We start from the raw sequence: 24,986 nt of genomic DNA, 5'->3' as shown, positions 1-24,986 counted from the left end.
CGGTTGGTTGCCCCTGGCCCCTATCGTCGAACACTCCACCCGCGTTACCTCAACCGAATTAACCCATCAGGCGGTCAAAACGCCCGAGGCCCACCGGATCTTCAACACCGGCCGCTACTGCCGCAGCGCCCCCGGATGCGTCTGCTCCCGCACCGCCACGAACTGCTGCCGCACCGCCTGCCCCACGGCCAGCTCCTCCCCGGGCTCCAGCACCTGGGCGACCGCGCCCTGCCAGATCGGCGGGGTCCGCGCGTCGAGCGCGCCCTGCGACACGCCGAGCGCCCAGGCGGCCTGGCGGGCGGCGCCGATCGCGGCATAGTCCGCGGGCTGCGGCACCACGACCTGCGTTCCGAACAGCATGGGCGCGGCGGCCTGCACGGCGGGCAGTTCGGCGGCCGACCCGAGCAGGAAGACCCGCCGCACCTCCACGCCCCGGCCGCGCAGCACGTCCAGCGCGTCCGCGAGCCCGCACAGCATGCCCTCGAACGCGGCCCGCGCCAGATGCTCCGCCTTCATCGACTCACGCCGGAGCCCCGCCAGGGTCCCGGCGGTGTGCGGCAGATTCGGCGTCCGCTCACCCTCCAGATAGGGCAGCAGCACCAGCCCGTGCGACCCCGGCGTCGACTTCATCGCCAGGTCGGACAGGCTCTCCAGATCGGGCAGCCCGAGCAGCTCGGCGGTCCCGCGCAGGGTCCGTACGGCGTTCAGCGTGGTGACGACCGGCAGGTGCATGCCCGTCGCGTCGGCCAGCGCGGTGATCATCCCGGAGCCGTCGACCAGCGCCTCGGGGTGTACGGCCATCACGGACCCGGACGCGCCCAGCGACACGACCGCGTCCCCGAGGCCGATGCCCAGGCCGAACGCCGCCGCCATGGTCTCGCCGGTCCCGACGGAGATCAGCAGCCCCTCCGGCGTCCTGCCGGCCGCGTCCGCCGGGCCGATCACCTCCGGCAGCATCACCTGCTGCCCGAGCGCCAGCTCGACGAGATCGGGCCGGTAGCCGCCGGTCGCCGCCGACCAGTACCCGGTGCCGGACGCCCCGCCCCGGTCGGTGGTTCTTCTGACCGGCCGGCCCAGCAGCTGCCACACCAGCCAGTCGTGCGCCTGGAGGAGGATCGCGGTGCGCTGCGCGTTGTCGGGCTCGGTCCGGGCCAGCCAGCGCAGCTTCGTCACTGGCTGCGCGGCCTGCGGCACACAGCCCACCGCCTGCGCCCACGCCTCGCGCCCCCCGAGCGCGTCGACCAGATCGGCCGCCGCGACCTGCGTCCGCTTGTCGCTGCCGACCATCGCCGGACGCACGGTGTTGCCCTGCGCGTCCAGCGGCACGACGGCGTTCTGCTGCGCCGACACGCCGATGGCCTGCACGCCTTCGAGGAGCCCGCCGCCCGCCGCCTCGCCCAGGGACAGCAGCCAGGCCTGCGGATCGACGTCGGACGGCCGGCCGCCGCCCTCGGGGCTCTCCACCGGATGCTGCGCATATCCCTGCCTGAGCACGGCTCCGGAGTCCGTGTCACAGACGACGATACGAGTGAAATCGGGTGAACTGTCCAACCCGGCGACTATCCCCATGGCCAAAATTCTGCCGCACGCTCCGCTCGGGTCGGTCCGTGGGCGCCGTGGGGGTGTGTCGCCGAGTCTGTGTGCGGGCGCGTTGTGGCTGGTCGCGCAGTTCCCCGCGCCCCTTGAAAGGACGTCGGTGTGCTCGGCACCTCAGAATCTAGGTATTGCTCGTGCCCCAGTCGTCCTCGCCGCCGTTGTGGGTGGCCCGGTCGCGGAGGTGGCGGACCCGGTCGGCGACCGACTCGGGGACGCGGTCCCCGACCTTGTCGCTCACCACGTGGTACGCCTTGCCCGCGAACTCACGGCCCTGGTGGGCCGCCGACTCGGCGGTGTTGCGGACGGCGGGGTTCTGCGCGAACTGCTGAGCCGTCTTCTTCAGCTGCTCGTAGCGCTCGCGTCCGGCCCTCGTGCCCAGCACGTAACCCAGGACGACTCCGGCGACGAACGTGAGCCGGTAACGCATGGCGGCCACCCTTCCCTTGTAGGTCTCCGGTGCGGTGTCGGCGCCCCGCCGGGTACCGATTGGCGGAGCACCCCCCTGCTTGCGCTAATGTATGTGTCGCAGCGAGCGAGCGCCCCCTGGCGGATACCCAGGTAGGTACGTTCGATGCAACGAGGCATTCCTCGGTAGCTCAATTGGCAGAGCAGCCGGCTGTTAACCGGCAGGTTACTGGTTCGAGTCCAGTCCGGGGAGCTCGGTCCTCCGTAGCTCAATTGGCAGAGCAGCCGGCTGTTAACCGGCAGGTTACTGGTTCGAGTCCAGTCGGGGGAGCAAGGTGAACGAGGACCCCTCTCAGGGGTCCTTTTTCATGTCTGTTCCGATGTCCAGGGAACCGCGCGGAGCCCGGCGCAGTCCTCATGGTCACGAAGGCCGTGCGAAGCCGACCATCCGAAGCAGGAGATCGTATGAGCGGCTATGCTGCGGCAGACGGCGCGCACACATGTACGCGACACGCCGCTATGGGGCGGTAGCTCAGCCGGTTAGAGCAGCGGACTCATAATCCGTCGGCCGTGGGTTCGAGTCCCACCCGCCCCACCAGGCACCATCGGTGCAGGAACGATCTGACCTGCGGAAGGTCAGTGCCCTGAGGGTACTGTGACGGTGTTCCGCCACACGAGCGCCACACCGCGGCCCGGTACGATTTTTTCCTGGCTTTCGGTCAAGGCCACCCCGCTCCAGTGGTTCGTCGAGCGACCGGGGCCAGCCGGCTCACTCAACCGCCGCTTTCCGTAGCGGCGTTGGACCGCCGGGCTTCGGAGGGCTCCGGGCTCACGAGGCGTTCCAGACCAGCCGTCGTGATGTTCGCCCATCTGCCGGCCCCTGCCCACATCCGTTCCTCGAGGGCGCGGACGGCCTCGTCCAGATCTCCAGGGCCACCCCGCAGACGTGGGCAGGCTCGGCCACCCGGACGCGGTTGCCACATCGCCGGGGAGGAGGACGGCGTGGCAAGGCACGCGCGTTTCCGAGGCGTGGCACCTGTGCGCTACGGGATCAATGAATTCAGCCTCCGCGAAAACCTGTTGGCGGATCGCGGCGACCGCTGCTAGTTTCCCGGAGGCCGTGCGAGAGAACGAGGAGGTGGTACCCGTGAACACAGTATCGACATGGGTGCTCCCCTCCGGGGTCACGGTCGGGCGATAGGTCGTCCGGGAGCGCCGTTCACGAGCGCTCCCGAAAGGCACGGCCATGCACTTCATTTCCGAACAACGCCTCGACGACGGCGTCCTCGAACGCGAATTCACCCTCGGCGAGATCCCCGGCACCTTGTGGACGCCTGGCTCTGCTGCATCTTCTGGGGCCGCACCGGCCCCGCTGGTCCTGATGGCCCACAACAACGGTCTGCCCAAGGCGCAACCCCGGCTGGTGGCCCGGGCCCGGCACTGCGCGGCGTACGGCTACGCGGTGGCCTCCATCGACGCTCCCGGGTGCGGTGACCGGCCCCGTTCCGCCGTCGACGAGCAGGCCCGCGCCGACATCCGCCGGGCGACGCAGGCCGGCGAGCCGGTCGACGAGATCTTCGAGTCCTTCATCGGCCCGCTGGTCGAAAAGGCGGTCCCTGAATGGCGGACCACCCTGGACGCCCTCCTCGCGCTGCCCGAGATCGGCGGCCCGGTCGGGTACTCGGGATGGACCGCCGTCGGCATCCGGCTGGCGGTGGCCGAGCCACGCATCGCGGCCGCCGGCTTCTTCGCCGGGGGGTACGTGCCCCGCGCCCAGCGCGAGGAGGCCCGGCAGGTCACCATTCCGCTGCTGTTCCTGCTGCAGTGGGACGACGAGGGGAACCCCCGGCAGCGCGCCCTGGACCTGTTCGACGCCTTCGGCACCAAGGAGAAGACGCTGCACGCCAATATGGGCGGGCACACCGGCACCCCGTGGTTCGAGGTGGACGACGGGAACCGGTTCTTCGGCCGGCACCTGAAGTGAGGCCGGGCCCTCAGGCCGGCAGCTGCCGGTAGGCGGTGCCGGCCCTGACCTGGGGCTCCGTTCCCGTCGGCCGATGTCCGTGCGGCGTGACGTCGCCGGTCGGCTTTTTTCTTCCGACCGGCGACGGCGGCGGGCGGAGCCCTCGGCTCACTGTTCGTGGAAGTCCAGGAGCCGCCGCAGCCAGCCGACCCGGGCGGCCGTCGCGGCGCGGGAGAGGGCGGCATCGGGCGCGTACCCCTCGGAGGCGTGGTAAGCGCCTGGCCAGACGTGGAGTTCGGCCGCCGCGCCTGACTGCCAGAGGCGGGAAGCGTAAGTGACGACCTCGTCGCGGAAGGTTTCCGCGGAGCCGACGTCCAGGTAGGCCGGGGGCAGGCCCGACAGGTCCTGTGCCCGTGCGGGCGCGGTGTACGGCGACACCTGACGGTGTGTCGTTGCGGTCGTCGAGCATCGGAGCGAACAGCATCTGCCCCAGCGGGCGCGGGCCCTCACGGTCCCGGGACAGCAGGGAGAGGGCCGCGGTCAGTCCGCCGCCCGCGCTGTGCCCGGCGACGACGATCCGTTCGGGATCCCCTCCGATGTCCTCGGCGTGTTCCGCCGTCCAGACCAGACCGGCGTAGACGTCTTCGACAGGCGCCGGATGCGGATGGTCCGGCGCGAGCCGGTACTCCACCGACACCACCACCACCAGGTCCAGTTCGCGAGCCCAGGACACGAAGCCGTCCATCCCTGACCGGTTGTTGCCCACGATCATTCCGCCACCATGCACGTGGTACAGAACGGGCCGGCCGCCCGCGCCGGCGGCTGGTCGGCAGATCAGCAGAGAGATGCCGGGGGCGCCGTGCGGCCCCGGCACCCTTCGCTCCTCGACCGTGAAGAAGCCGTCGCAGCTGAGGCCGGGCCCCGGGCGGACGTGCGCCACGTGCTCGCCGACGGCGTCCACGAGGCCCACGACGTCCAGGCCCAGGACGGCCGGCCACTCCCACTCCGGGATGCCGTACGCGGCACGCTGGTAGTCCGAACCGCTCGCACTGTTCGGCTTCCCGCCGCAGGGCCGCCCCGCCACACGCCCTTCGAGCCGTGCGGTGAGCAGTGCTTCGAAGGCTCGGTTCGGGCCCAGTGCCGCGTCCTCCTTCGTCGCGAGGTACCGGAAGTAGGTGCGTTGCGACATGCCGACCCGCGCGGCGATGTCGTCCACGGTCGTTCCCTCGAACCCGCGCTGCTCGAAAAGGTCGAGCGCGGTGTCCTCGATCTCGGCGTGCGGGCTCTTCGTCGGCGTGGGCGTGCACGCGCGGGTGGCGGAGGGGGACGATGGGATGGTCGGGGTGCCGGCGCCGGCGCATGGTCCGACCCGGCAGGACGGCAGCCTGACAGGCGGCCGGAAGGAGCCTGGGGTATGGGTGCCACCGAACCCTTCCGGGGTGGACCCGGCGCGGCGGGTGTGATGGCGTCCACGCCGGGTGGTCTGCTGGACGTTCTGAACGTGGCGGCTGTCCTCCTCAATGCCGAGGGCAGGATCGATCTCTGGAGCCCGCAGGCCGAGATCCTCTTCGGCTACAGCGCCGAGGAGGCCCTGGGCCAGCACGCGGGCCGGCTGCTGATCGACGAGGAGCACCTCGATTCGGTGCTGGCGCTGTTCGCCCAGGTCATGCGGGACGGTAAGAGCTGGGCCGGGGTCGTTCCCGTCCGGCACAAGGACGGCAGCGCGCGCATGGTGGAGTTCCGCAACATGCGGTTGCAGGACGACCAGCGCGACTTCTGGGCACTGGGTCTGGCCACCGACCAGGCGACGCTGCGGCAGGTGGAGCGGAACCTGGCCCTGTCCGCCCAGCTGGTGTCCCAGTCACCGATCGGGCTCGCCATGCTGGACACCGATCTCCGGTACATCTCCGTGAACCCCGCGGAGGAACGGATGAACGGCGTGCCGGCAGCCGAGCACATCGGCCGCCACATCCATGAAGTGCTGCCCTATGTGGACCAGTCCTTCGAAGCCGCCATGCGTGAGGTCCTGGCCACCGGGACACCGGTTGTGGACCAGTACACCGTCGGCCGTACGGCGGCCGACCCGGACAACGATCACGCCTGGTCGATCTCGTTCTACCGGCTCGAGTCCCCCAACGGGAAAGTGCTGGGGGTGGCCACCTCCAGCGTCGACGTCACCGACCGGCATCGCGCCGTGGAGGAACAGCGCCGCACCGCCCTCACGCTCCAGCGCAGCCTGCTGCCCCACCCCCCGCCACAGCGACCTGGTCTCGATGTCGCCTGCCGCTACCGCCCCGCCCAGGCCACCATCGAGATCGGCGGCGACTGGTTCGACGTCATCCCCCTGAACGGCGACAAGACCGCCCTCGTCGTCGGCGACGTCATGGGCAGCGGCGTCACGGCCGCGGCCACCATGGGACAGCTGCGCACCGCCACCAGAACCCTGGCCGATCTCGATCTGCCCGCCGACCAGGTCCTGCACCACCTCGACCACATCACGGACGACCTCGACACCCTCGCCACCTGCGTCTACACCGTCTTCGATCCCCACACCGCGCGCTGCCACATCTCCCTCGCCGGGCACCTGCCCCCCGTCCTCCTCCGGCCGGACGGCGCACGCGAGCTGCTCGACATGCCCACCGGCGCGCCGTTGGGAGGCTGCGGCATTCCTTTCGACTCCACCTCCGTCGGCTTCGGACCGGGGGACCAGCTCATCCTCTACACCGACGGCCTCGTCGAGACCCGCGACCAGCCGATCGACGCCCGTCTGGACGCCCTCCTCGATGTCCTCGACGACCCGCATCGCTCCCTCGACGCCACCTGCGACCTGCTGCTGCACTCCCTGCGCGCCGAGGGGGACCTCGATGACGTAGCCCTGCTCATCGCCCGGGCCGGTCCCTCGCACGGCAGGGGTCCAGAACGTGGTAGTCGACAGGCATGCCGATGAAGCCCTCCGGTGCCGCGGACCGTTCATCCTGGTTCGGACGACTGCACCGCGTGATCAGCCGTTCCCCAGTCGGGCGGGGATGGCGGCGGAGCAGGGATACCGAGTTGTGGTCGCGTTCGCTGGGCTTCGCGGCGCTGGGGTTGCTCACGCTGGTGCCGCTGCTGATCATCGTCTCCGCTGCGGACGCCGAGCACGGGCGGGGGTTCGCGCAGTGGCTGGGGGAAGGGCTCGGCGTATCGACGGCCTCCAGGCGGCAGGTCGAGCAGTTGTTCACCTGGCCCGGACAGGCTCTGCGGACCACCACCGCCTTCGGCATCGCCGCCCTTGCCGTGTTCGGCCTGACCTTCGGGGCGGCGGTGCAGACCGGCTATGAGAAGGCCTGGGACCTGCCGCCGGCCCGCTGGTGGGCCAGGTGGCGGCATGTGGTGTGGCTCGGCGGCCTCACGGGATACCTCTACCTCTCCGCCACCACCACGCTGCGGAGCGAACCTCTGGCAGGTGGAGCCGTGGCGTCGCTGAGTGCCGTGCTGTTCCTGTGGTGGTCCCAGCGCCTGCTGCTCGGCGGGAGGATCCGCTGGCGTGCCCTGCTGCCCGGCGCCGTGGCCACCGTGATCGGGCTGCTCGGCCTGAGGATCTTCTCCAGGCTGGTCTTCTCACCGTTGATCGCGTCCAACGCCGTCACCTACGGACCCGTCGGAACCGTCCTGGTCATCCAGTCCTGGCTGGTCGGTGTCGGTGTCGTCGTCTTCGGCGGGGCGCTGGTCGGCCGCCTGCTGTACGAAGAACTCCCGCGCCTCGCGCACGCACTGAAACGGCGCAGCTGAGATGCGGCCCACGACCTCGTACCGACCGCGCGCCGATGCCCAGAATGGATCAAAATGGTCGAAAGGTATGTCAACACCGCGGAGGCGTGGCGATGCGTGGCAACGCCGAGAACGACGAGGGCTCCGTCGAGGAGTACGACGACGAGCGCGATGAGGAACTCGAGGCTGAGGACGGTGACGAGTACGTCGATCCCGAGGCTTACGAGGAGGAGGACGCGGTCGGGGGGAGCCCTGATGTGTTCCTCGATGTTCCGATCCTGAAGGTCGACGAGATCGATCTGGACGTCGAGGACCTGCGGGCGCATGTCTCGTTGCAGGCCGAGGTGCTGGATCTGCTCAAACTGAATGTGGGCGCCGACGTCACGCTCGGCCGGGTGCATCTGGGCATCTCCGGCGTCGAGGCGCAGGCCCAGCTCAAGGTGCGTCTCCATCACGTCTCGAAGATCATCGACCGCGTGCTCACCACGCTCGACCGCAACCCGGAGATCCTGCACGAGCTGGCGCGTGGCGTCGGGTCCGCCGTGCAGGATGTCGGCGGCGGAGCCCGTCAGGCCGTGGGGGAGCTGGGCACGGGTGCCGGAAGGGCCGTCCAGGAGGTCGGCCAGGGTGCGGGGACCGCCGTCCGGGACGTGGGCCAGGGTGCCGGGGCCGCCGTACAGGATGTGGGCCAGGGCGCCGGGGCCGCCGTCCAGGACGTGGGCAAGGGCGTCGGCTCCGTGGCGCAGGACGTCGGTCAGGGAGCCGGGAGGGCCGTTCAGGACGTGGGCGGTGGTGCCGGGCGCGCGGTGGAGGGCGTCGGGCAGGAGGCGGGGCAGGCCGTCGGAAGCGCCGGCGAGGTGGTGGGTGGCGCTGCCGGGAGCGTGGCCGAAACGGCCGCGGGTGGGACGGAGGCGGTGGGTGACGCGGTACGGGGCGGCGGCCAAGCCGTTGCGGGCGCCGCGGAGACGGCGAAGGGCACCGCGGAAGGGGCCGAGCCGGCCGAGCCGCGTGCCGCGCGCAAGGGCGCGGAGGAGGAGCGGGGGCGAGCCGGCCGGAGCGCAGGCGGCACCCGCAAGCGCCGGGTGCGGGGAGAGGACGGGAAGCTGCCACCGAGGTCCAGTCGCCCTCGTGCCGCCAGGGAGCCGGAGGAGCCGCCCTGAACGGGGGACATCTCGTTCCGGTCGACGGTCCACGCCGAACGGCTCCGCTTCACGGAAGAACCCCGGACAGCCGTTCGCTTCTCCGGCACGGGGAAGCGTGAGTCGACGAGCCACAGCGACCGCACCCACCTGCCGGACCCGGTCGTCCCCGGTCGGGAGTACGAAGACGTCACCGTCGCCTACCGCCTTGCGACGGGGATGCGCTAATCCAGCGGGCCCGCGGCGGCCGGAGTCGTGCCGTGGCGGCGTTGGCGGTGGGTGTAGGTGGTGACGGCCTGCCAGAGGTCGCGGCGGTCGGTGTCGGGCCAGAGGCCGGGGGTGAAGTGCAGTTCGGCGTACGCCGTGTGCCAGGGCAGGAAGTTGGAGACGCGGTGTTCGCCGCCCGTGCGCCAGAGCAGGTCCACGTCCGGCAGGTCCGGGCGGGGCAGGTGCCGTGCGAAGTCGTCCTCGGTGATCAGGTCCGGATCCAGGTGGCCGGCCCGGGTACGGCGGGCCAGGGCGGCGGCCGTTCGGGTGATCTCGTCCCGGCCGCCGTAGTCGATGCACATCGTCAGCGTCAGGCCCGTGCGGGTGCGGGTGGTGCGCTCCCGGAGGTGCAGGAGATCGACCAGGTCGGGCGGCAGGCGGCCGGCGCGGCCGTGCCAGCCCAGCCGGACGTCGAGGTCGCGGAAGGGGTCGTCGACCAGTTCACGGCGCAGGAGGTCGAGGATCGCGTCGACCTCTTCGGCGTCGCGGTGCCAGTTCTCGGTCGAGAAGGTGTAGAGGGTCAGGTGCCGCAGGCCGATGTCCAGGGCGCCGTGGACCACCTCGCGGACGGCGGTGGCGCCGGCGCGGTGGCCCTCGTGGCGGGGGAGGCCCCGCTGCTGGGCCCAGCGGCCGTTGCCGTCCATGATCACGGCGACGTGGGCGGGCAGGTGGGCGGACGGGATCTCCGGTGGCCGCTCGCCGCTGGGGTGGGGTGGCGGAGGGCGGAAGGCCGTGGTGCGGGCCGGGCGGGTGAGCGTGGGGCGTCTGCCGTGGGTCGGCTGGTGTGCGGGCGGCACCGTCAGGGGGGTCAGGCTCCAGGCCAGGGTCGCCCGGGCCCGGGCGGGGGCGAGGATCCGGGCGCGGATGAGGGGTGTGGGCCGGGGCGGAGTGTGGAGCAGGGCCGGCCCGGCGGTGTCGATGGCGTCGAGCTGGGCGCGCAGCAGGGCCGCCATCGTGTGCAGGACGGTGGCGGGGCCGGGGTGCATGCCGCGGCTGAGGGTCTCCTGGGTCACCCACTGGCGGGCCAGGCCCGTCAGGTGCGTGATCAGGGCGGACACGGCGGGGCTCCAGCGGCGGTGCGCCAGGTCGGCGGCGGATCCGGGGTGGCTGTCGAGGACCTCGTCGGGCAGGAGGAGGTCGCCCTGGGCGAGGTCGGCGGACAGGTCGGTGAGGATGTCCGTGAGCCGGACGCCGTCCAGGAACTCCTCGTAGGTCTCCCGGGTGTCCAGCCGGAGCGCCACGGGTACACCGGCCCGGTCGAAGAGGGTGCGGACCTGGCCGAACCAGGGCAGCAGATTGTCCCGGCCCCAGGTGCGCCACGCGGTCCAGTCGGTGAAGCGCCTGCCCTGGGTGTCGTCCTGGACCTGGGTCATGGCGGCGTGCAGTTCGGACAGGTCCAGCCGCCAGCGGGCCGCGGTGTGCACGAGGGTGTGGCGGATGGGGTCCGGGCTGGTGCCGGTGGGCAGTTCGCGGTGCAGGGCGGTGATCCACTCCTCGACCCGGGCGGCCCGTGCGGCGGCGGGGGCGGTGCGGTCGTCGCCCAGGTCGTCGAGGGCGTTGGCGGCCGCCCACAGAGCGTGGAGGGCCGGGCGCAGCGGGGCGGGCACCAGCTGGATCAGGGCGTACTCCGCGGGGTCCTGTCGCCTGGTCCGGGCCCGGCACAGCCGGTAGGCCGCCCGTAGTGCCGGGTCGTCGCCGATCACCGTCCGTGCGGTGGGCGTGCGTCGGTCTGCCGGGGCTGGGGTCGCGGGAGGCACATCGCTGACAACGAGAGCGGTACGTCCAGGTATTGCGCTGATCAAGTGGGTTGCCGCGGGGCAGAGGGGCGCCGGGGTGGTGCCTCCTGTCGGCGGCGGAAGAGTGGGGCCGGGGCGGTCGGCGACGTATCGCCGGTGGGGCGTGCGCCCCTGCGCGCGGTGCCCCTGGCCGGCCGCCCGGCAGGGGAGGGGCGATCTTCGACGGAGGCCGACGGGGCCGCCGCCGAGGCCGCCCGGGCCCGGGGGTGCGTCACCCGCCACCCTGCCCCGAACCGCGTCCGGGCGGTTCCGGAGCATCGGCCGGCCGCCGCCCGGAGTCGTGCCCGGGCACCCCCGAAGTGGACGGTTCCGGTGACTTCAGAGGCGTGCCCGGGCCGGTGGTCAGCCGTGGTGGCGGCGGGCGAGGGCCTTGTTCAGGGCCGTGCGGAGTTCGGGCGGCGGAGGAGGGCCGTCGGATTCCGCGCTGGCCGTGACCGCGGCGGCCACGTCGCGGAGCTTGGTGTTGGAGAGCTGGGACGTTTCCCGGAGGATGTGCCAGGCCTGGTCGGAGGTGCAGCCGTGGGTGGCCATGAGGATGCCGCGGGCCTGGTCGATCACCGGGCGGGAGGCGATGGCCTGGCGGAGCTGCTCGACCTCCGACTGGAGGACGTGCAGGCGCTCCGCGCGTTCCAGGGCGACCACCGAGGAGGCGGCCGGGGCGGGGGCGTGGGCCGGGGGGAGCAGCGGATCCGTGGTGTCCAGGCCCGCCAGCTCCAGGATCCGGCGCGGCTGGCCGTTCCAGTTCGTGGTCGTGACCGTCGTCGCACGCTCCCGGCCGTAGTCGCCCAGGACGTCCAGGAACCGCAGTCCGGCCGTGTCCATGAAATGCACGCCCCCCATGTCCAGGTCCACCCGGGTGATCGTGGCCGGCAGCTCTGCCAGGGTTCTGGCCAGGATGTCCGCGCAGCCGTGAACGAGCTCACCACGCGGGGTGAGCTCGGCACGGTCCGCGTCGACGCGGCCACTGATGACCAGGGTGTTCAACCCTCCTGTGAGGTGTGGTGATGCCGCTGACGTCATGTCACCGCCTTGTCGTTCCTCGTCGGTCGTCATCGGTCCCAGCCGGACTGCGCAACGGTCACGTCGCCCCCCCCGGGTGGACGTCGGTGTGAGGTGCGCCTGCCCGCCTTACGGCGTACTACACCCGGTTCGGGGGAATGAGCTTTTCCCGGGCGGGTACGAGCGCTGTGGTCCGCAAGCGTGGGGAGAGGGGCTTGAACACTCGATATCAGGTGCCGGCCGCGGGACCCCGCGTGCCGGGCCTGGCGGTGTTTCCGCTGGCCGGGCGGCAGGGGGTCCGGGCGTCGGGAGAAGTCGGCCTGACGACCCGTGCGATCTGGGAAGGCGTACTGGAGCAGGCTGTTCGCGAGGATGAGGACGTGTACTACCTGGAGCTGTCCGACGTGACGTTCGTCGACGTCGCGGGCGCCGGTGCGCTCGCGGCCGCGGCCGGGCAGCTCAGGGACGGCCGCCGGTTCGTCGTGCGCAGGCCGCCGCCGGCCCTGCGACGGACCCTGGATCTGCTGTGGCCCGACCAGGCGGGGATCGAGGTGTCGACATCATGAGCTCTGCCGTGACCGAGCCCTTCGGGCCCCTCGACCCCTTCGTCCACCCCGCGCTCTTCTACCGGGACGAGCAGGAGTACCTCGACGTCACCGTGCCCTTCGTGCGCGACGGCCTGGCGGCCGGCGAGCCCGTGGCGGTCGCGGTGCCCGGCAAGAACCTCGCGCTGATCCGGGACGCCCTGGGCGATGCCGCGGGCGCCGTGAAGCTCATGGACATGCGGGAGGCAGGGCGCAACCCCGGGCGGATCATCCCGGGCGTGCTGCGTGCGTTCGCCGACGCCCAGCCCTCCGGCCGCCGGGTGCGGATCATCGGCGAGCCCATCTGGGCCGGGCGCTCCGCCACCGAGTACCCCGCCTGCGTCCAGCACGAGGCGCTCATCAACGCGGCCTTCCAGGGCCGTACGGCGACCATCCTGTGTCCGTACGACGTCGAGCAGCTTCCCGAGCACGTCCTCGCCGACGCGTACGCCACCCACCCCACCGTCATCCCCTCCGGTTCCCGGGAGGAGCAGGACAGCGACGCGTACGCGCCCTGGGCCGTCGTCGACCGCTACAACGAGCCGCTGCCGCCCGTGCCGGACGCGCTGACGTTCCCCTTCGACTCCGACTCGCTCCCCCCGGCCCGGCACGTGGCCGTCGGTGAGGCGGCGCGGCTCGGTCTCACCGGCGTCAAGCTGGACGACCTGGCTCTCGCCACGGCCGAGCTCACCACGAACAGCGTGGTGCACGGCGGTGGTTCGGGTGTGCTGCGAATGTGGACCGAGGACGGGTACGTGGTGTGCGAGGTGCGCGACGAGGGACGGCTCTCGGACGTCCTGGCCGGGCGCCGGCCCGTCCCTCGCGACCAGCGCGGGGGACGCGGGATCCTGCTGGTCAACCTGATCGCCGACCTGGTGCGGGTGCACCGGAGCGACGGCGGGACGACGGTGCGCTGCTGGTTCGCCCGCTGAGGGCCTCGCCCCCCGGGCGGCTCAGGCCCCCAGCGGATCCAGCGCCAGCGGTTCGATCTTGCCCTCGAGCATGGCGCCGAGGCCCTGCACGGCGCACACGTCCGGGCGCTCGGCGATGCGCACGGGCATGCCGGTCGCCTCGCGCAGCATCTCGTCCAGGCCCGGCAGCAGGGCGCTGCCGCCGACCATCATGATCCCCCGGTCGGCGAGGTCGGCGACCAGGTCGGGCGGGCAGTCCCGGAGCACCTTGCCGATGCCGTCGAGGATGGCGGTGAGCGGCGTCTGGATGGCGTCCCGTACGGCGGCGGTGTCGACCAGGACCGAGCGGGCCAGGCCCGTGGCGACGTCCCGGCCGTGGATCTCCGTCGAGGCCGGGCCGTGCGGGGTGAGGCCGTTGCCGGACAGGGCGAGCTGCAACGGCCGTACGGACTGACTCGGCAGCATCAGCTCGTGCTCGTGCCGCAGGTGCTGCACGATCGCGTGGTCGACGGCCTCGCCGCCCACCGGGATGCGCTCGGCGGTGACGATCGCTCCCAGGGACAGCACGGCCACCTGGGTGGCCGCCGCCCCGCACACCATGATCATCGTGGCCTCGGGCTGCTCCACGGGCAGCCCGCAGCCGACGGCGGCGGCGATCAGCGTGTCGACCAGTTCCACACGGCGGGCCCCGAGACCGACCAGTGTCTCGATCGCGGCGCGCTGGGCCAGCGGGTCGGCGTCGTGCGGGGTGCAGGCCGCGGCGCGCAGGATCGGCTTGCGGCGCAGGCTGCGGCGCATCTTGTCGCCGAGCAGATGCCGCAGCATGCGCTGGGCCATCTCGATGTCCACGACCGTGCCGCCGGAGACCGGCCGTACCACCCGGATGTAGTGCGGCGTACGGCCCGTCATCCTTTCGGCGAGCTCGCCGACCGCGATCAGGGCGCCGGTGCGGGTGTTCACGGCGGCGGCGGACGGCTGGTCGACGACGAGCCCGGCGCCCTTGACGTAGACGCGGGTGCGGGCCGCCCCCAGGTCGACGGCGAAGTGGCAGCGGCGCAACTGCTCCAGACTGGCGGTCATGGCAGGTCCTCCCGAGAGCACAGACCGTGGAGGGCCGCCAGATGGCGGGCCTCCCTCGCATCGTGCGCGGGAGGGGACGGAGCCGCCTTTCCTGGGGGGCCGGGTGGGGCGCCGCCGAACGGGGGGTTCGGCGCGGCTAGGCCTGGAGCGAGCGTGCGGCCTCCAGGAGTGGGGCCAGGGAGGTGACGGTGGCCTCGCAGCCCGCCTCGCGGAGCTGCCGGCCCGCGGTGGTGTTGCGGGCGAGGCCGATGAAGCGCAGGCCGGCCTGCTGGGCGGCGGTGAGTTCGGCGACCGTGGAGCCGATCAGTACGCCGGTCGCGGCGGCGCCCCCGGAGGAGTGCATCGCGCGCAGGAGGCAGTCGGGGTGCGGGGTGAGCAGGGCGAGGTCCTCGCCGCGGCCCTGGACGCCGGCCAGGGGGAGGCCGTAGGGCTCCAGGTAGCGGTGGACGGCCGGTGCGCCGACGTCCGTGACCACGCTGACGCGGCGTCCGGAGTCGTGCAGGGCGCGGACCAGCGGCACGCAGTTGTGCGTGGTCGGCGCGGCGGGGAGCGCCAGCAGTTCGAGTTCCTCCAGGCGGTCCCGGAGCAGCGGGCCGAGCGGGTCGTGGGCGAACGCCCGCAGGACGTCCAGCGGATGGACGAACGTCTCCCGCCCCGCCCCGGCCACGGTGTCCTGCGGGTCGCGGTGCTCGGCGACCAGGGCGAGCAGGTCGAGGGCGGCCTCGCGCGCGGTGGTCGCGGAGAACAGACGGGCCACCGGACCGTCGAAGCCGAGCAGCACGGTCTCGGCGTCGCCGAGGAGAGCGGACAGCGGGCGCGCCGACGGGGCCGGGCCCTGCGGTCCGGGCAGGGCCGCCCCTTCCGGGGCCAGCTGCACCGACGCCGTCACCGAAAGACCCGGCACGGGCCACCGGCGCAGCCCGGCGTTGACCGCGCGCTGGGCCGCGCCCGCCCGGCGCAACGGATGGCGGCGGGTGATCCGGGCCGCCTCCTCCAGCAGATGCCCGAGCAGCGGCTCCGACACCCGGGCGACCTCGCCGCGGACGAAGGCGACCGGGTCGTCCACGTGCCAGGACAGCTCGACCGCGGCGGCGAAGGCGCCCTTGCCGGAACTCGGCAGGGAGACCCGGTGGTGGGACTGGTGCGTGGTGAGGTCCACCTCGTAGTACGTGACGTGCCGCGGCGGCCCCTCGCCGTGCGGCTGGGCGGGGTTGAGAAGGGTGAGCGGGCCGTCCGGCTGGGTGTGGACGACGGCGGTGCGGCCCGGGGCCGGTATGCCCAGCCGGCGCAGATCGTGCGTGATGAAGGGCCCCCGCACCAGGTCGCGGTCCTCGGGCTCGGGGGCCGTGGAGGGGGACAGCGGGCAGTACCAGGCGACGGGCGGGGTGTCCGTGGCGCCGCCCTGGTAGAGGGGCTGGAATCGCTGGGGCCCCTTCGCCGCCGAGCTGCCGGCGAACTGCTCGTACACGGCCGGGGAGACCACCACCTGGAGGTCGGCGGGCACCGGCGGTGTCACCGGCGGCGGGGTGGGCCCGTCCCAGAACGTCACGGTCAGCGGCGGCGGGTCCACGAGCCCGGTCAGGACCTCGGGGAGCCCGCGCAGGACCGCCACCAGAACGGGCAGGACGTAGGTGCCGGGCTCGGTGTGGACGACGTAACCGCCCGTGCGGACCGCGACGTCGAACCGGTGGGTGGCGAGGGCGCCGCGGGAGAGCATCTCGTGCACCGCGTACTCGAGGGTGATGCGAGCCTCGGGGTGGCCGGTGAGGTCGTCGGCCTCGAAGAGGATCGTGGGGGCGGGGGGCTCGTGCGCAGCGCCCCGGCTCATTTCTTCCAGGTCGGTCAGGACCTGCTGTCTGAGGGCACGCAGGCGGGTGCGGGTCTCCGCGGCGGCGGGTCCCGGGACGCCGTCGAGGGGGTCGCCGTACCAGAGGTCGAGAACGCGCCGGAGGTCGGCGCGTCCGCGCATCGTGTCGCTGAGGAGCTCCTCGCAATGGAGCACGTCGACGTACACGTCCGGCACGTGCACGGCGTACGCGCGCGAGAAGGAGACCAGGCCGCCGGGGGGCAGCACGGGCCGCACCTCCGCCGCCAGACGCTTGAGGCGGTCGGCGGCCTCGCTCTCCGGCAGGGGCTCCTCCCACAGCCCTGAGGCCAGCTCGGCGTGGGTCACGCGCCGTCCGTGGTGCAGGAGCAGCACACACAGCAGCGCCTGGGCCGGTGGTGAGGGAGGCTCGATGTCGTCCGTGCCGTCGCTGACGCGCAGCGGGCCCAGCAGGGTGAAGTAGCGCGGCGGCGGCCACTGGGCCGTGGCGGGAAGGCGGGCCGCGTGGTTGGCGGCCTCCGGCAGCCTGTGCTTGTCGATCAGGTCGAGCAGGGGCTCGTGCTCGACGGGGACCGACAAGCCCGCGGTCAACTGCTTGAGCAGCCAGCGGAACTCGGCCAGGTCCGACTCGAGGCCCTTGCCCCGGGACTCCTCGCCCAGGGCGAACCGGCTCAGCATCACCGTGCCGTCGGGCCGCAGCAGCAGACCCGCGGGCCCGCGCTCCCCACGCACCAGACCGTGTTCGTGCAGGGCCTTGAGGCCTGCCATGCCCTGGCACACCAGGCGGGCGAACGTCCGGAAGGAGACACCCGAGAGCACTTCGGACAGCGTCAGGCCGTCCACGAACTCCGTCACCAGGTAAGGCGCGTCGTCCTCCACCCCGTAGTCGAGCACCCGCACCAGATGCGGATGCTCCAGCTCGGCGAGCGCTCGTGCCTCCCTCAGGAACCGCTCGTGCGGGGCGGGCTGGTCGCGATAGCGGCGTACGACGACCTGCTGGTCCGTGCGGACATCCACGGCCTTGGACACGCGGCCGCTCCACCCGCGCCGCCCGACCAGCCGGTACCGGCCCCCGACGAGGTGTTCCGCCTGTCCCTGCCCGCCCAGTCGCCGTACCGTCTCCTCGCTCACCGTCGCGAACGCCGGTCCCGAGCCGCCCTGTCCGCCCTCCGTCTCGGCCCGGAACTCCCCGGCCGCGAGTCCCGCCCGCTCGTCGATCAGGCCGCCGACCCGTTCGAGGAACTCCCGGGTCCGGCCCCGGGCCGTACGGGGCAGGGAGCGCAGCAGCAACTCCCGTACGCCCGGCCGGAATTCGTAGGAGCCGGGCGGGCCGGGGGACGCGGCGAGCATGCCGCTGAGGATCACCTCGGCGAGGTGCTGGGGGCGTGGGTCGCGGTCCACGGTCCGCTGGACGAGGCGCATCACCGGAACCGAGGGGACCGCCAGCGCGAGATGCCCGGCGAGGCGGAAGGCCTCCGGGGACGCGGTCGCGCGGAAGCGCAGCACCAGGTCCTCCGGGGACGCCGAGGCGAGGTCGGGGACCGGTTCGGCGGGTGGCGCGGGGGCGGGCGGCAGCCAGGCCGCCGCACCCGGGGTGCGGGCACCGCCCGGGTCGGCGACCAGTGCCGCCCAGTGGGCGAGCCAGGGGGCGCCCGGTTCCAGGACCGGCAAGGGGAGGGCCTGGTCGGGGGCCGGCGTGGCCTCGTACGGGGCGAAGGCGAGTGCCGCCGCGGGCGCCGCCGTGGCCGGGGCGGTCAGCAGGCCCGGTTCGGCGGGCAGCGCCGTGGTGGACCAGAGGTGTTCCGGCAGGGGCTGGACCACGGCGAGCGGCATGTGGCGGGCCCAGATGCGCAGGGTGCGGTACCAGCGGTCGCCCGCCTCGCCCGGGCGCCACTGCGGCCCCATGCAGTCGCTGACGACGAGGGTGACCGTACGGCCGTCGTCGAGGACGGGGACCTGGCGGGCCCGGCCGTCGGGCGTGGCCGGGTGCAGGGTGACCGTACGGAAGATGCCCGACTGGGCGAGGGCCGTGTGCAGTTCGCTCACCAGGGGGCGCCACACCGGCATGGTGGGGCCGGTGTCGTGCACGAGGTTCAGCCGCAGCCAGCGGTCGGGGGCCGGGCGCAGTACCGGGAGCCACACGTCGGGGTGGGCGCCGAGCCGGGCGATCCGGTCTGCCGTCGCCCGTTCGTCCAGCACCCGCAGGTGCGGGGAGGGCACCTTGCGCTGCAGCGGGCGCAGGGCGCGCTGGAGTGCGAGGGGGTGGGGCAGCATCGGGGGTGCCGGGGCGAGAAGGGGGGAGCCGCCCCCGACCGCGTCCCCCGGTGTCCGGCCCGGGGAACGCGGGGCGGGCAGACGCAGGGGGACGCGGTCGGGTGTGGGCGCCTGGGCCGTCGGTGGTGGCTCGGAGGAACGTGGTGGTACGGGAGCGGCCGGGGGGTCGCCCTCGGGCGCGGGGGCCTCGGCTGTTTCCTCGGGCGTGGCGGGACCGACGGGCCGGGGCTCCTCCGCGGACGGCTCGTCCGCCTCCAACCGGCCCGCCAGCCACAGCAGTTCCGCGAGCTCCCGGGGCGTCGGCGACGCACCCGCGGCGGACAGCGCCGCGGCCAGGCGGGCGACGGGGGATTCCTCCCCGGCTCCGTGATCAGAAGCCATCGCCGTCGGCCGTCGCGCTGAGGTATGGCATCAGCTGCTCGGCGAGGTCGTCGCGGGACTCGGCGTCCAGGCCGGAGACTCCGGTGAGATAGAGGGCGTTCAGGAGCTGGTCGGTGGCCAGTTCGCCGCCGTTGGCCCGCTCCAGGAAGCGGGTGATCAGACGGTCCGCCGCGGCGTCCGGGGTGTCGAGGTGGGCGCGGACGATGTCGGTGAGCTGGTCGCGGTCGGGGCGGCGCAGCTTCAGCCGGACGCAGCGGCGCAGGAAGGCGGGCGGGAACTCGCGTTCGCCGTTGCTGGTCAGTACGACGAAGGGGAAGGCCCGGCAGCGGACCCGGCCGCGGTGGACGGCGACCGGGGTGTCCGTGCCGTCGGCCAGGACCTCGGCCGCCGTGTCGTCCGAGTGGCGGGCGGCGCGGACCAGTTCGGGGATCTCGTACTGGCCCTCCTCCAGGACGTTCAGCAGGTCGTTGGGCAGGTCGAGATCGCTCTTGTCGATCTCGTCGACGAGCAGGGCCCGGGGCCGGTCGTAGGGGAGCAGGGCCGTGCCGAGCGGGCCCAGGCGCAGATGGTCCTCGACGTCGCCGGCGGCCGGCCGGTCCGGCTGGTCCGGCCGCTCCCGGGCCGCGTACAGCCGGGACAGCGGGTCGTACTGGTAGAGGCCGTCGGCCAGCGAGCTGCGGCTGGTGATGTTCCAGCGCAGCACCGGGCCGAGGCGCAGCTCGCGCGCCACCGCGTACGCCAGTGAGGACTTGCCGGTGCCGGGCGGGCCGGTGACGAGCAGGGGGCGGCGCAGGCAGAGCGCGGCGTTGACGAGCCGGACGCTCTCCGGGGTGGCCACGTACGACTTGGCCCGGTGCACCCGGTCGGGCGAGACGGCCGTCGCGTCGTCGGTGTCGTCGGGCGGCGGCAGGGCGGGCCCGCCGTCGAAGGCGCGCCAGGGCGGTGGGAGGGGGAGGTGGTCGATGCCGTCGTGCGGCTCGTTCCTGCCGGTGTAGACCGACCAGTGCGGCATGGGGGGTGGTCTCCGCTCTCCGTTTTCGTGCTGGTGTTTCTCAAGGCGCCCCGGACCGCGTCCGGGTGGGTCAGGACACCGGCGACCCCGCGTGCGCGGCGACGACCGCGTGCGGGTCGGTGAAGACCCGCGGGTCGTCCCACAGCAGCTGGATGCCGTGGGCCCAGTGGTCCTCCTCCGCGTCGGCCTCCTCGCGCAGGGCCATGATGTGGCGCGGGAGTTCGGCCGGCGGTACGGCCGCCACACAGGCGTCGAGCGCGTCGAGGAAGGCCTTGCCGGTGCAGCCGTCCGCTCCGGCGCACTCCTCCGGCCCGGAGTCGCAGCCGCCGCGCGACCACACGATGACCGGGGCCGGCGCGGTGAGCGAGGTGTCGAAGTGCGGTCGGGTACGGGAGGCGGCCGGGGCGGTGCCGAACCCGGCGAGGCAGGCGTCGGGCCGCCGCATCCGCATCCGCAGCCGTCCGGGTTCCTCCGGGCCGCCGCACTCCACGCGGTGCATCCGCGCGCCCGGCAGGGAGTCCAGGCGCTTCCACGCCCGGGTCAGGACATGCCGGGTGCTGGCCTTGCGCCGGGCGTGGTCGGTGACGACCAGCGGGTAGACGCAGCCGAGCGGGGTCGCGTCGTCGGGGGCGCTCTCCCAGAGGTCGACGGGCCAGTCCAGCCAGTCCCGGGGCAGCGCGAACGCGACGAGTTCGTCGGCGCCGGGCGTCAGATACCGGAAGGCCGCCTCGATCCGGTCCCGCACGTAGGCGTGCAGCCGGTGCTGTTCGACCGTGCCGGAGTCCACCGGGTGCCGTCGCCCCTCGCTGTACGCGGACACCTCGACCCGGACCAGGCCGTCGCCCGCCCCGCTGTGCCCGAGTTCGACGAGGATGGGCGACCAGTCGGGCGCCGACGGCTCCACGGCCGGGGTGTGCAGCAGGGCTTCGAGCCGGTCGGCGAACCGGGACACGGTCCGCGCGGCGCCCGGGCCGTCGAGTTCGCACAGCACGAACAGGGCGGCCGACCACAGCGAGTCGAACCCCTCCTCGGGCGGCGGCGGATCGAACGGGTCGGCGGCCGCGGTGTAGAGCCGGGCCGGGTCGCAGTCCACGCCCGCCCGGGCCGCCTTCTCGACCAGGGCGCGCAGCCGGGCCCGGTCGGCGCCGGCGTGGTCCGAGGTGGGGACGAGGCTCTGCAGGTCCGGCCAGTAGCGGGCCATGACCTGGGTGGGCATCATCCGGCCGGTGCGCACGTCCCGGCTGCCGGCCGCCGCCGTGACCATGCCGACGACCTCGCCGGTGTCGGCCAGGGTGACGGCCGCCCCGCTGAAACCGGGGGCCAGGGGCTGGCCTCCCGGGTGCCAGGCCTCCAGCTGGAGCCACTCCCGTTTGATCAACTGCGGTGCGGTGACGCGGTACTCGGCGAGGGTGCCCTCGTCGAAGCCGGCCGGGAAGCCGTAGACGACGAGCTTGCGGGGGCTCGTGCCGTGCGCGGCGTCGACGGGCGCGAGTGCGGCCGGGGCGATGGGCATCTCCCGGTCCAGTTCCAGCACGGCGAGGTCACCGAGGTCGGTGCTGGAGCCGGTCCAGCCGCCGTGCGCGACGACCCGGGCGGGTACGGCCGGGGAGCCGGGCAGCTCCGTGAAGGTCACCGTCGGGCCGTCGCCGTCCTGCACGACATGGGCGCAGGTCAGCACCGTGCTGGGGGTGACCAGGAAGCCCGCTCCGGCCACCCGGCCGTGTAATTCGATCCGGGCGTGCCACTCGGCGCTGTTCAGGGTGCTCTCCAGGGCGCTGTCCACGGCGCTGTTCATGAGGCGGCGCCGGCCCCCTGAGCACCGGCCTCGGGAGCGGACGGGGACCAGGACAGCTTGACCACCAGGTGGCCCTCGGCGGTCCCCTTGGCGATGAACGCGCCCGCCTCGGCGGACAGTTTCACCCCGAACTCGATCTCCACGCCGTCGGGCTTCAGCGAGCCGTCCCGGAAGACGCGCAGCGCGGACTCGGCGGCGGCCCGCACGCCGTCCAGGGCGCCCTCGAACGTACGGGTCGCCTGGACCGCACCGTCGCCGCGGGAGACCAGGCGGGAGCCGGACCGCTCCTCCACGCCCTCGACCGCGACCACGGCACCGTCACCGGTCCTGAACTCGACCAACCCGTCCACGGCGCCCCCGTCGTCCCACTGCACTGAGCATTTCCATTGTTACGGAAGGTACTTGATGTTGCGTGGGGCATCCACCGGACTCACGGACCCACCGTCCCGCGGATCACCCCCAGCTCCACCAGATCCTGCGGCCGGATGCGGAGCTGGTCCGCCGTCGGTTCCACCTCGCGCGGCGGCCGCTTGAGGATGGCCGCCGCGAGCTCCGGGGCGATCACCGAGAAGTAACTGTCGGCAGTGGCCCAGGTGTTGCCGGGCGCGGCCAGGGCCAGCGCGCCGCCGGAGCCGCCCTCGCCGATCACCAGCGTCGTCACCGGCGTACGCGCGCCCGCCACCGCGCCGAACAGGTCGGCGATCGCCGCGCCCGCGCCCTGCCGCTCCGCCTCCGCGTCGTTGGCCGCACCGGGGGTGTCGACGAGGGTCAGCACCGGAATGCCGAGCCGGTCCGCGAGCCGGATCAGCCGGGCGGCGGTGCGGTAGCCGGCGGGCCGGGTCGCGGTCCCGGTCTGCGCCGCGTACGCGACCGTACGGCCCTGGTGCTCGCCGAACCCGCACAGCATGCCGTCCGGGTCGGTGCCGCCGCAGCGGTCGCCGCTGATCGCGACCCGGTGGGTGAAGTAGGCGTCCAGATGGGCGGCGGCGCGCGGGCGCCGGGGCGAGCGGGCACGCCGTACGGCGTCCCAGCCGGTGCCGGGCAGGCCCGCGCTGCCGCCGAGCGGGTCCGGCGGCGGGGCGGGCGCGCCGGACGGGGACGTCAGCAGAGGCAGCCACCGCCCCAGCACCTCGCGCAGCTCCTCCGGCGGCACGACCGCGTCCACCGCGCCCGCCGCCAGCTGGGCCTCGGCCGTGTACGCCGCCGGGTCCGCGTCCGCCGGCCGCACTCGCGAGCCGGCGAAGCCGATCTGCGCCCCGGGCAGCGCGAGGACTACGTCCGCGCCCGCGCCGAGGGTGGCCCAGCCGCCCCCGGTCGTCGGGTCGCGCACCACGGCGACCTGGGCCAGCCCGGCCTCCCGGGTGAGCGCTGACTGCCGGGCCACCCGCTGGAGCTGGGTGAGCGCGAGCATGCCCTCCTGCATCCGGCTGCCGCCGGTGGCGACCAGCGGCACGACCGGGAGACGGTGCTCACGGGCGTATGTGTACGCCGCCTCCAGCAGGTCGCCGGTGCGCTGCCCCAGGGAGCCGCCGAGGAAGCCGAACTCGAACGCGATCAGCACGGCCCGGGCGCCGCCGATCCGGGCGGTGCCGCAGACCACGGACTCCTGCTCGCCGGTGCGTTCGGCGGCGCGGGCGCGGGAGGCGTCGTAGCCCGGCCACGCGAGGGGGCCGTCCGGCCTGGGGTCCCTTATGGACGCGGGGAGTTCGGCGAAGGTGGAGTCGTCGGCGACGAGGGCGACGATCTCGCGAGCCGAGTGCCGGTCACTCATGGGTCAGCGCCCGCTTCATGATCTTCCCCATGTCGTTGCGGGGCAGCGCGTTCAGGTGGTGGACGACCCGTGGGCGCTTGTGCGGCGCGAGGCGCTGGGCCACATGATCGGCCAACTCCGCCAGTGGGGGCGGTGACTGGGGATCCGCGGGCACGATCCACGCCACGATCCGCTCGCCCAGGTCGGGGTCCGGCTCCCCGGTGACCGCGGCCTCCCGCACCCCGGGGTGTTCGAGGAGCGCGTTCTCGATCTCACCGGCCCCGATCTTGTAACCGCCGCTCTTGATCAGGTCGGTGGCCTTGCGGCCGACGATCCGCACATAGCCGTCGGGGTCGCGCACCGCCATGTCGCCGGTGCGGAACCAGCCGTCGGCGGTGAAGGCGGCGGCGGTGGCGTCGGGCCGGTTGAGGTACTCGGTGAACAGGTTCGGGCCGCGCACCTGGATCTCGCCGACGGTCTCCCCGTCGTACGCGCCGACCTCCGAGCCGTCCTCCTCGACCAGCCGCAGCTCCACGCCCGGCAGCGGCACGCCGACCGTGCCCGGGCGGGCCTCGCCGTCGGCGCGGACGCTGGTGTTCATCAGCGTCTCCGTCATGCCGTAGCGCTCGATCACCCGCCGTCCCGTCGCCGTCGCGATCCGCCCGTGGTCGTGCACGGGCAGCGCGGCCGAACCGGAGACCAGCAGCCGCGCCCCGGTCAGTGCCTTCACCAGCTCCGGGTCACTGGTCACCGCCTCCGCGATCCGGTGGTACATCGTCGGCACGCCGAACAGCATGGTCGCGCCGCCGGTCAGCTCGCGGGCCACGCCCTGGGTGCTGAACCGGCCCAGGTGCCGGACCGAACCGCCGCGCCGCAGCGGGCCGAGCGTGCCCAGGACCAGGCCGTGTACGTGGAACAGCGGCAGTCCGTGGACGAGGACGTCGTCGCCGCTCCACTGCCAGGCGTCGGCCAGCGCGTCCAGGGTCGAGGAGATGGCCCGGCGCGGGATGACGGCGCCCTTGGGCGGGCCGGTGGTGCCGGAGGTGTAGACGATCAGGGCCGGGTCGGCGTCGTCGGCGTGCTCCTCGGGGGCGGGGCCGCTGCCGTGCACATCGACGTCGAGGCGGGGCAGATCCCGTACGGGGGAGGGGAGTTGGTCCTCCGGGGCGGTGAGCAGCAGGTCGGGGGCGCTGTCGGACAGGATGTGGCCGAGCTCCTTCTCGCCCGACTTGGGGTTGAGCGGTACGGCGGGGATGCCGGCCAGCAGGGCGGCGACGACGGCGACGGCGGTCTCCATCGTGGGCGTCGCCCAGACGGCGACCCGCCTGGCCTCGCCGATGCGGCCCGTGAGCGCTCCGGCCGCGGCGGCGAGTTCTCCGTACGTCAGTGAGCGCTCGCCGAACCGGAGAGCGGGCCGGTCGGCCGGGGCTTCGGTCAGGGCCGGGAAGAGAGGGGTCAC

The 24,986-nt window shown here is 73.5% G+C and carries 17 protein-coding genes, 3 tRNA genes and 2 pseudogenes; 9 read left to right on the top strand and 13 right to left on the bottom strand.

Features of this window, described 5'->3' with window-relative positions; all coding sequences use genetic code 11:
* Positions 1-114: 114 nt before the first annotated feature.
* Entirely contained in the window at positions 115-1,569 is a 1,455-nt protein-coding gene (locus OHU35_RS13575) for an FGGY-family carbohydrate kinase (RefSeq protein ID WP_189725004.1), read from the bottom strand.
* A 148-nt stretch (positions 1,570-1,717) separates the two neighbouring features.
* Positions 1,718-2,023 (bottom strand): YtxH domain-containing protein, encoded by a 306-nt coding sequence (locus OHU35_RS13570; RefSeq protein ID WP_189725003.1) that lies wholly within the window; start codon positions 2,021-2,023, stop codon positions 1,718-1,720.
* A 158-nt stretch (positions 2,024-2,181) separates the two neighbouring features.
* Here OHU35_RS13570 and OHU35_RS13565 point away from each other — a divergent pair.
* From OHU35_RS13565 to OHU35_RS13550, 4 genes are all read left to right on the top strand, one after another.
* Positions 2,182-2,254: transfer RNA gene (locus tag OHU35_RS13565), tRNA-Asn, on the top strand.
* A 5-nt stretch (positions 2,255-2,259) separates the two neighbouring features.
* Positions 2,260-2,332, top strand: a tRNA-Asn gene (locus OHU35_RS13560).
* 190 nt (positions 2,333-2,522) lie between these two features.
* Positions 2,523-2,599, top strand: a tRNA-Ile gene (locus OHU35_RS13555).
* Positions 2,600-3,247: 648 nt separating this feature from the next.
* The gene (locus OHU35_RS13550; protein ID WP_405505375.1) at positions 3,248-3,985 is read left to right on the top strand and encodes an alpha/beta hydrolase; all 738 of its coding nucleotides are present in this window, start codon (positions 3,248-3,250) and stop codon (positions 3,983-3,985) included.
* 147 nt (positions 3,986-4,132) lie between these two features.
* Here the strand turns inward: OHU35_RS13550 and OHU35_RS13545 are convergent.
* Together OHU35_RS13545 and OHU35_RS13540 are read right to left on the bottom strand one after the other, a co-directional pair.
* Positions 4,133-4,949 (bottom strand): annotated as a pseudogene (locus tag OHU35_RS13545) (alpha/beta hydrolase).
* Positions 4,950-5,120: 171 nt separating this feature from the next.
* A pseudogene (locus OHU35_RS13540) lies at positions 5,121-5,234 on the bottom strand (TetR family transcriptional regulator); the annotation flags it as partial.
* 144 nt (positions 5,235-5,378) lie between these two features.
* Between OHU35_RS13540 and OHU35_RS13535 the strand changes: the two are divergent.
* The 3 genes from OHU35_RS13535 (at position 5,379) to OHU35_RS13525 (ending at position 8,874) form a co-directional block, all read left to right on the top strand.
* A complete protein-coding gene (locus OHU35_RS13535; RefSeq protein WP_359896107.1) occupies positions 5,379-6,911 on the top strand; it encodes a SpoIIE family protein phosphatase in 1,533 nt (510 codons plus the stop codon).
* Positions 6,902-7,735, top strand: a complete 834-nt coding sequence (locus tag OHU35_RS13530) for a ribonuclease BN (protein WP_359896106.1) — start codon at positions 6,902-6,904, stop codon at positions 7,733-7,735. The genes OHU35_RS13535 and OHU35_RS13530 overlap by 10 nt, the downstream gene beginning before the upstream one ends.
* A 92-nt stretch (positions 7,736-7,827) precedes the next feature.
* On the top strand, positions 7,828-8,874 hold the full coding sequence (locus OHU35_RS13525) for a hypothetical protein (RefSeq protein WP_405505374.1): 1,047 nt from the start codon (positions 7,828-7,830) through the stop codon (positions 8,872-8,874).
* Positions 8,875-9,077: 203 nt separating this feature from the next.
* On the opposite strand, the gene uppS is transcribed toward OHU35_RS13525, so the two are convergent.
* Positions 9,078-10,823: a polyprenyl diphosphate synthase gene (gene uppS, locus OHU35_RS13520; protein WP_405505373.1), complete on the bottom strand. Its 1,746-nt coding sequence runs from the start codon at positions 10,821-10,823 to the stop codon at positions 9,078-9,080.
* 435 nt (positions 10,824-11,258) lie between these two features.
* The gene (locus OHU35_RS13515) at positions 11,259-11,936 is read right to left on the bottom strand and encodes an ANTAR domain-containing protein (protein ID WP_189724997.1); all 678 of its coding nucleotides are present in this window, start codon (positions 11,934-11,936) and stop codon (positions 11,259-11,261) included.
* 194 nt (positions 11,937-12,130) lie between these two features.
* Here OHU35_RS13515 and OHU35_RS13510 point away from each other — a divergent pair, with 194 nt between their 5' ends.
* Complete coding sequence (locus tag OHU35_RS13510; RefSeq protein WP_229872991.1) at positions 12,131-12,481, top strand: STAS domain-containing protein; 351 nt, start codon at positions 12,131-12,133, stop codon at positions 12,479-12,481.
* The gene (locus OHU35_RS13505; protein WP_405505372.1) at positions 12,478-13,431 is read left to right on the top strand and encodes an anti-sigma factor RsbA family regulatory protein; all 954 of its coding nucleotides are present in this window, start codon (positions 12,478-12,480) and stop codon (positions 13,429-13,431) included. The genes OHU35_RS13510 and OHU35_RS13505 overlap by 4 nt, the downstream gene beginning before the upstream one ends.
* Positions 13,432-13,452: 21 nt before the next feature.
* On the opposite strand, the gene OHU35_RS13500 is transcribed toward OHU35_RS13505, so the two are convergent.
* From OHU35_RS13500 to OHU35_RS13470, 7 genes are all read right to left on the bottom strand, one after another.
* The gene (locus OHU35_RS13500) at positions 13,453-14,490 is read right to left on the bottom strand and encodes a rod shape-determining protein (RefSeq protein WP_189724994.1); all 1,038 of its coding nucleotides are present in this window, start codon (positions 14,488-14,490) and stop codon (positions 13,453-13,455) included.
* A gap of 136 nt (positions 14,491-14,626) precedes the next feature.
* The gene (locus OHU35_RS13495; protein WP_359896102.1) at positions 14,627-18,970 is read right to left on the bottom strand and encodes an SAV_2336 N-terminal domain-related protein; all 4,344 of its coding nucleotides are present in this window, start codon (positions 18,968-18,970) and stop codon (positions 14,627-14,629) included.
* Entirely contained in the window at positions 18,960-19,982 is a 1,023-nt protein-coding gene (locus OHU35_RS13490; RefSeq protein ID WP_189724992.1) for a MoxR family ATPase, read from the bottom strand. Before OHU35_RS13490 ends, OHU35_RS13495 begins: the two co-directional genes overlap by 11 nt.
* A gap of 70 nt (positions 19,983-20,052) precedes the next feature.
* Positions 20,053-21,777, bottom strand: a complete 1,725-nt coding sequence (locus tag OHU35_RS13485) for a trypsin-like peptidase domain-containing protein (protein ID WP_405505371.1) — start codon at positions 21,775-21,777, stop codon at positions 20,053-20,055.
* Entirely contained in the window at positions 21,774-22,127 is a 354-nt protein-coding gene (locus tag OHU35_RS13480) for a CU044_2847 family protein (protein ID WP_189725062.1), read from the bottom strand. The genes OHU35_RS13485 and OHU35_RS13480 overlap by 4 nt, the downstream gene beginning before the upstream one ends.
* Before the next feature lie 80 nt (positions 22,128-22,207).
* Positions 22,208-23,548 (bottom strand): carboxyl transferase domain-containing protein, encoded by a 1,341-nt coding sequence (locus OHU35_RS13475; protein ID WP_233878787.1) that lies wholly within the window; start codon positions 23,546-23,548, stop codon positions 22,208-22,210.
* Positions 23,541-24,986 (bottom strand): acyl-CoA synthetase, encoded by a 1,446-nt coding sequence (locus OHU35_RS13470; protein ID WP_189724990.1) that lies wholly within the window; start codon positions 24,984-24,986, stop codon positions 23,541-23,543. The genes OHU35_RS13475 and OHU35_RS13470 overlap by 8 nt, the downstream gene beginning before the upstream one ends.

The organism is Streptomyces purpurascens (assembly GCF_045040895.1).
GTDB classification, from domain to species: Bacteria; Actinomycetota; Actinomycetes; order Streptomycetales; family Streptomycetaceae; genus Streptomyces; species Streptomyces purpurascens.
Note: the sequence above shows the minus strand (reverse complement) of the source record. Positions and strands in the feature narration are given on the sequence as shown.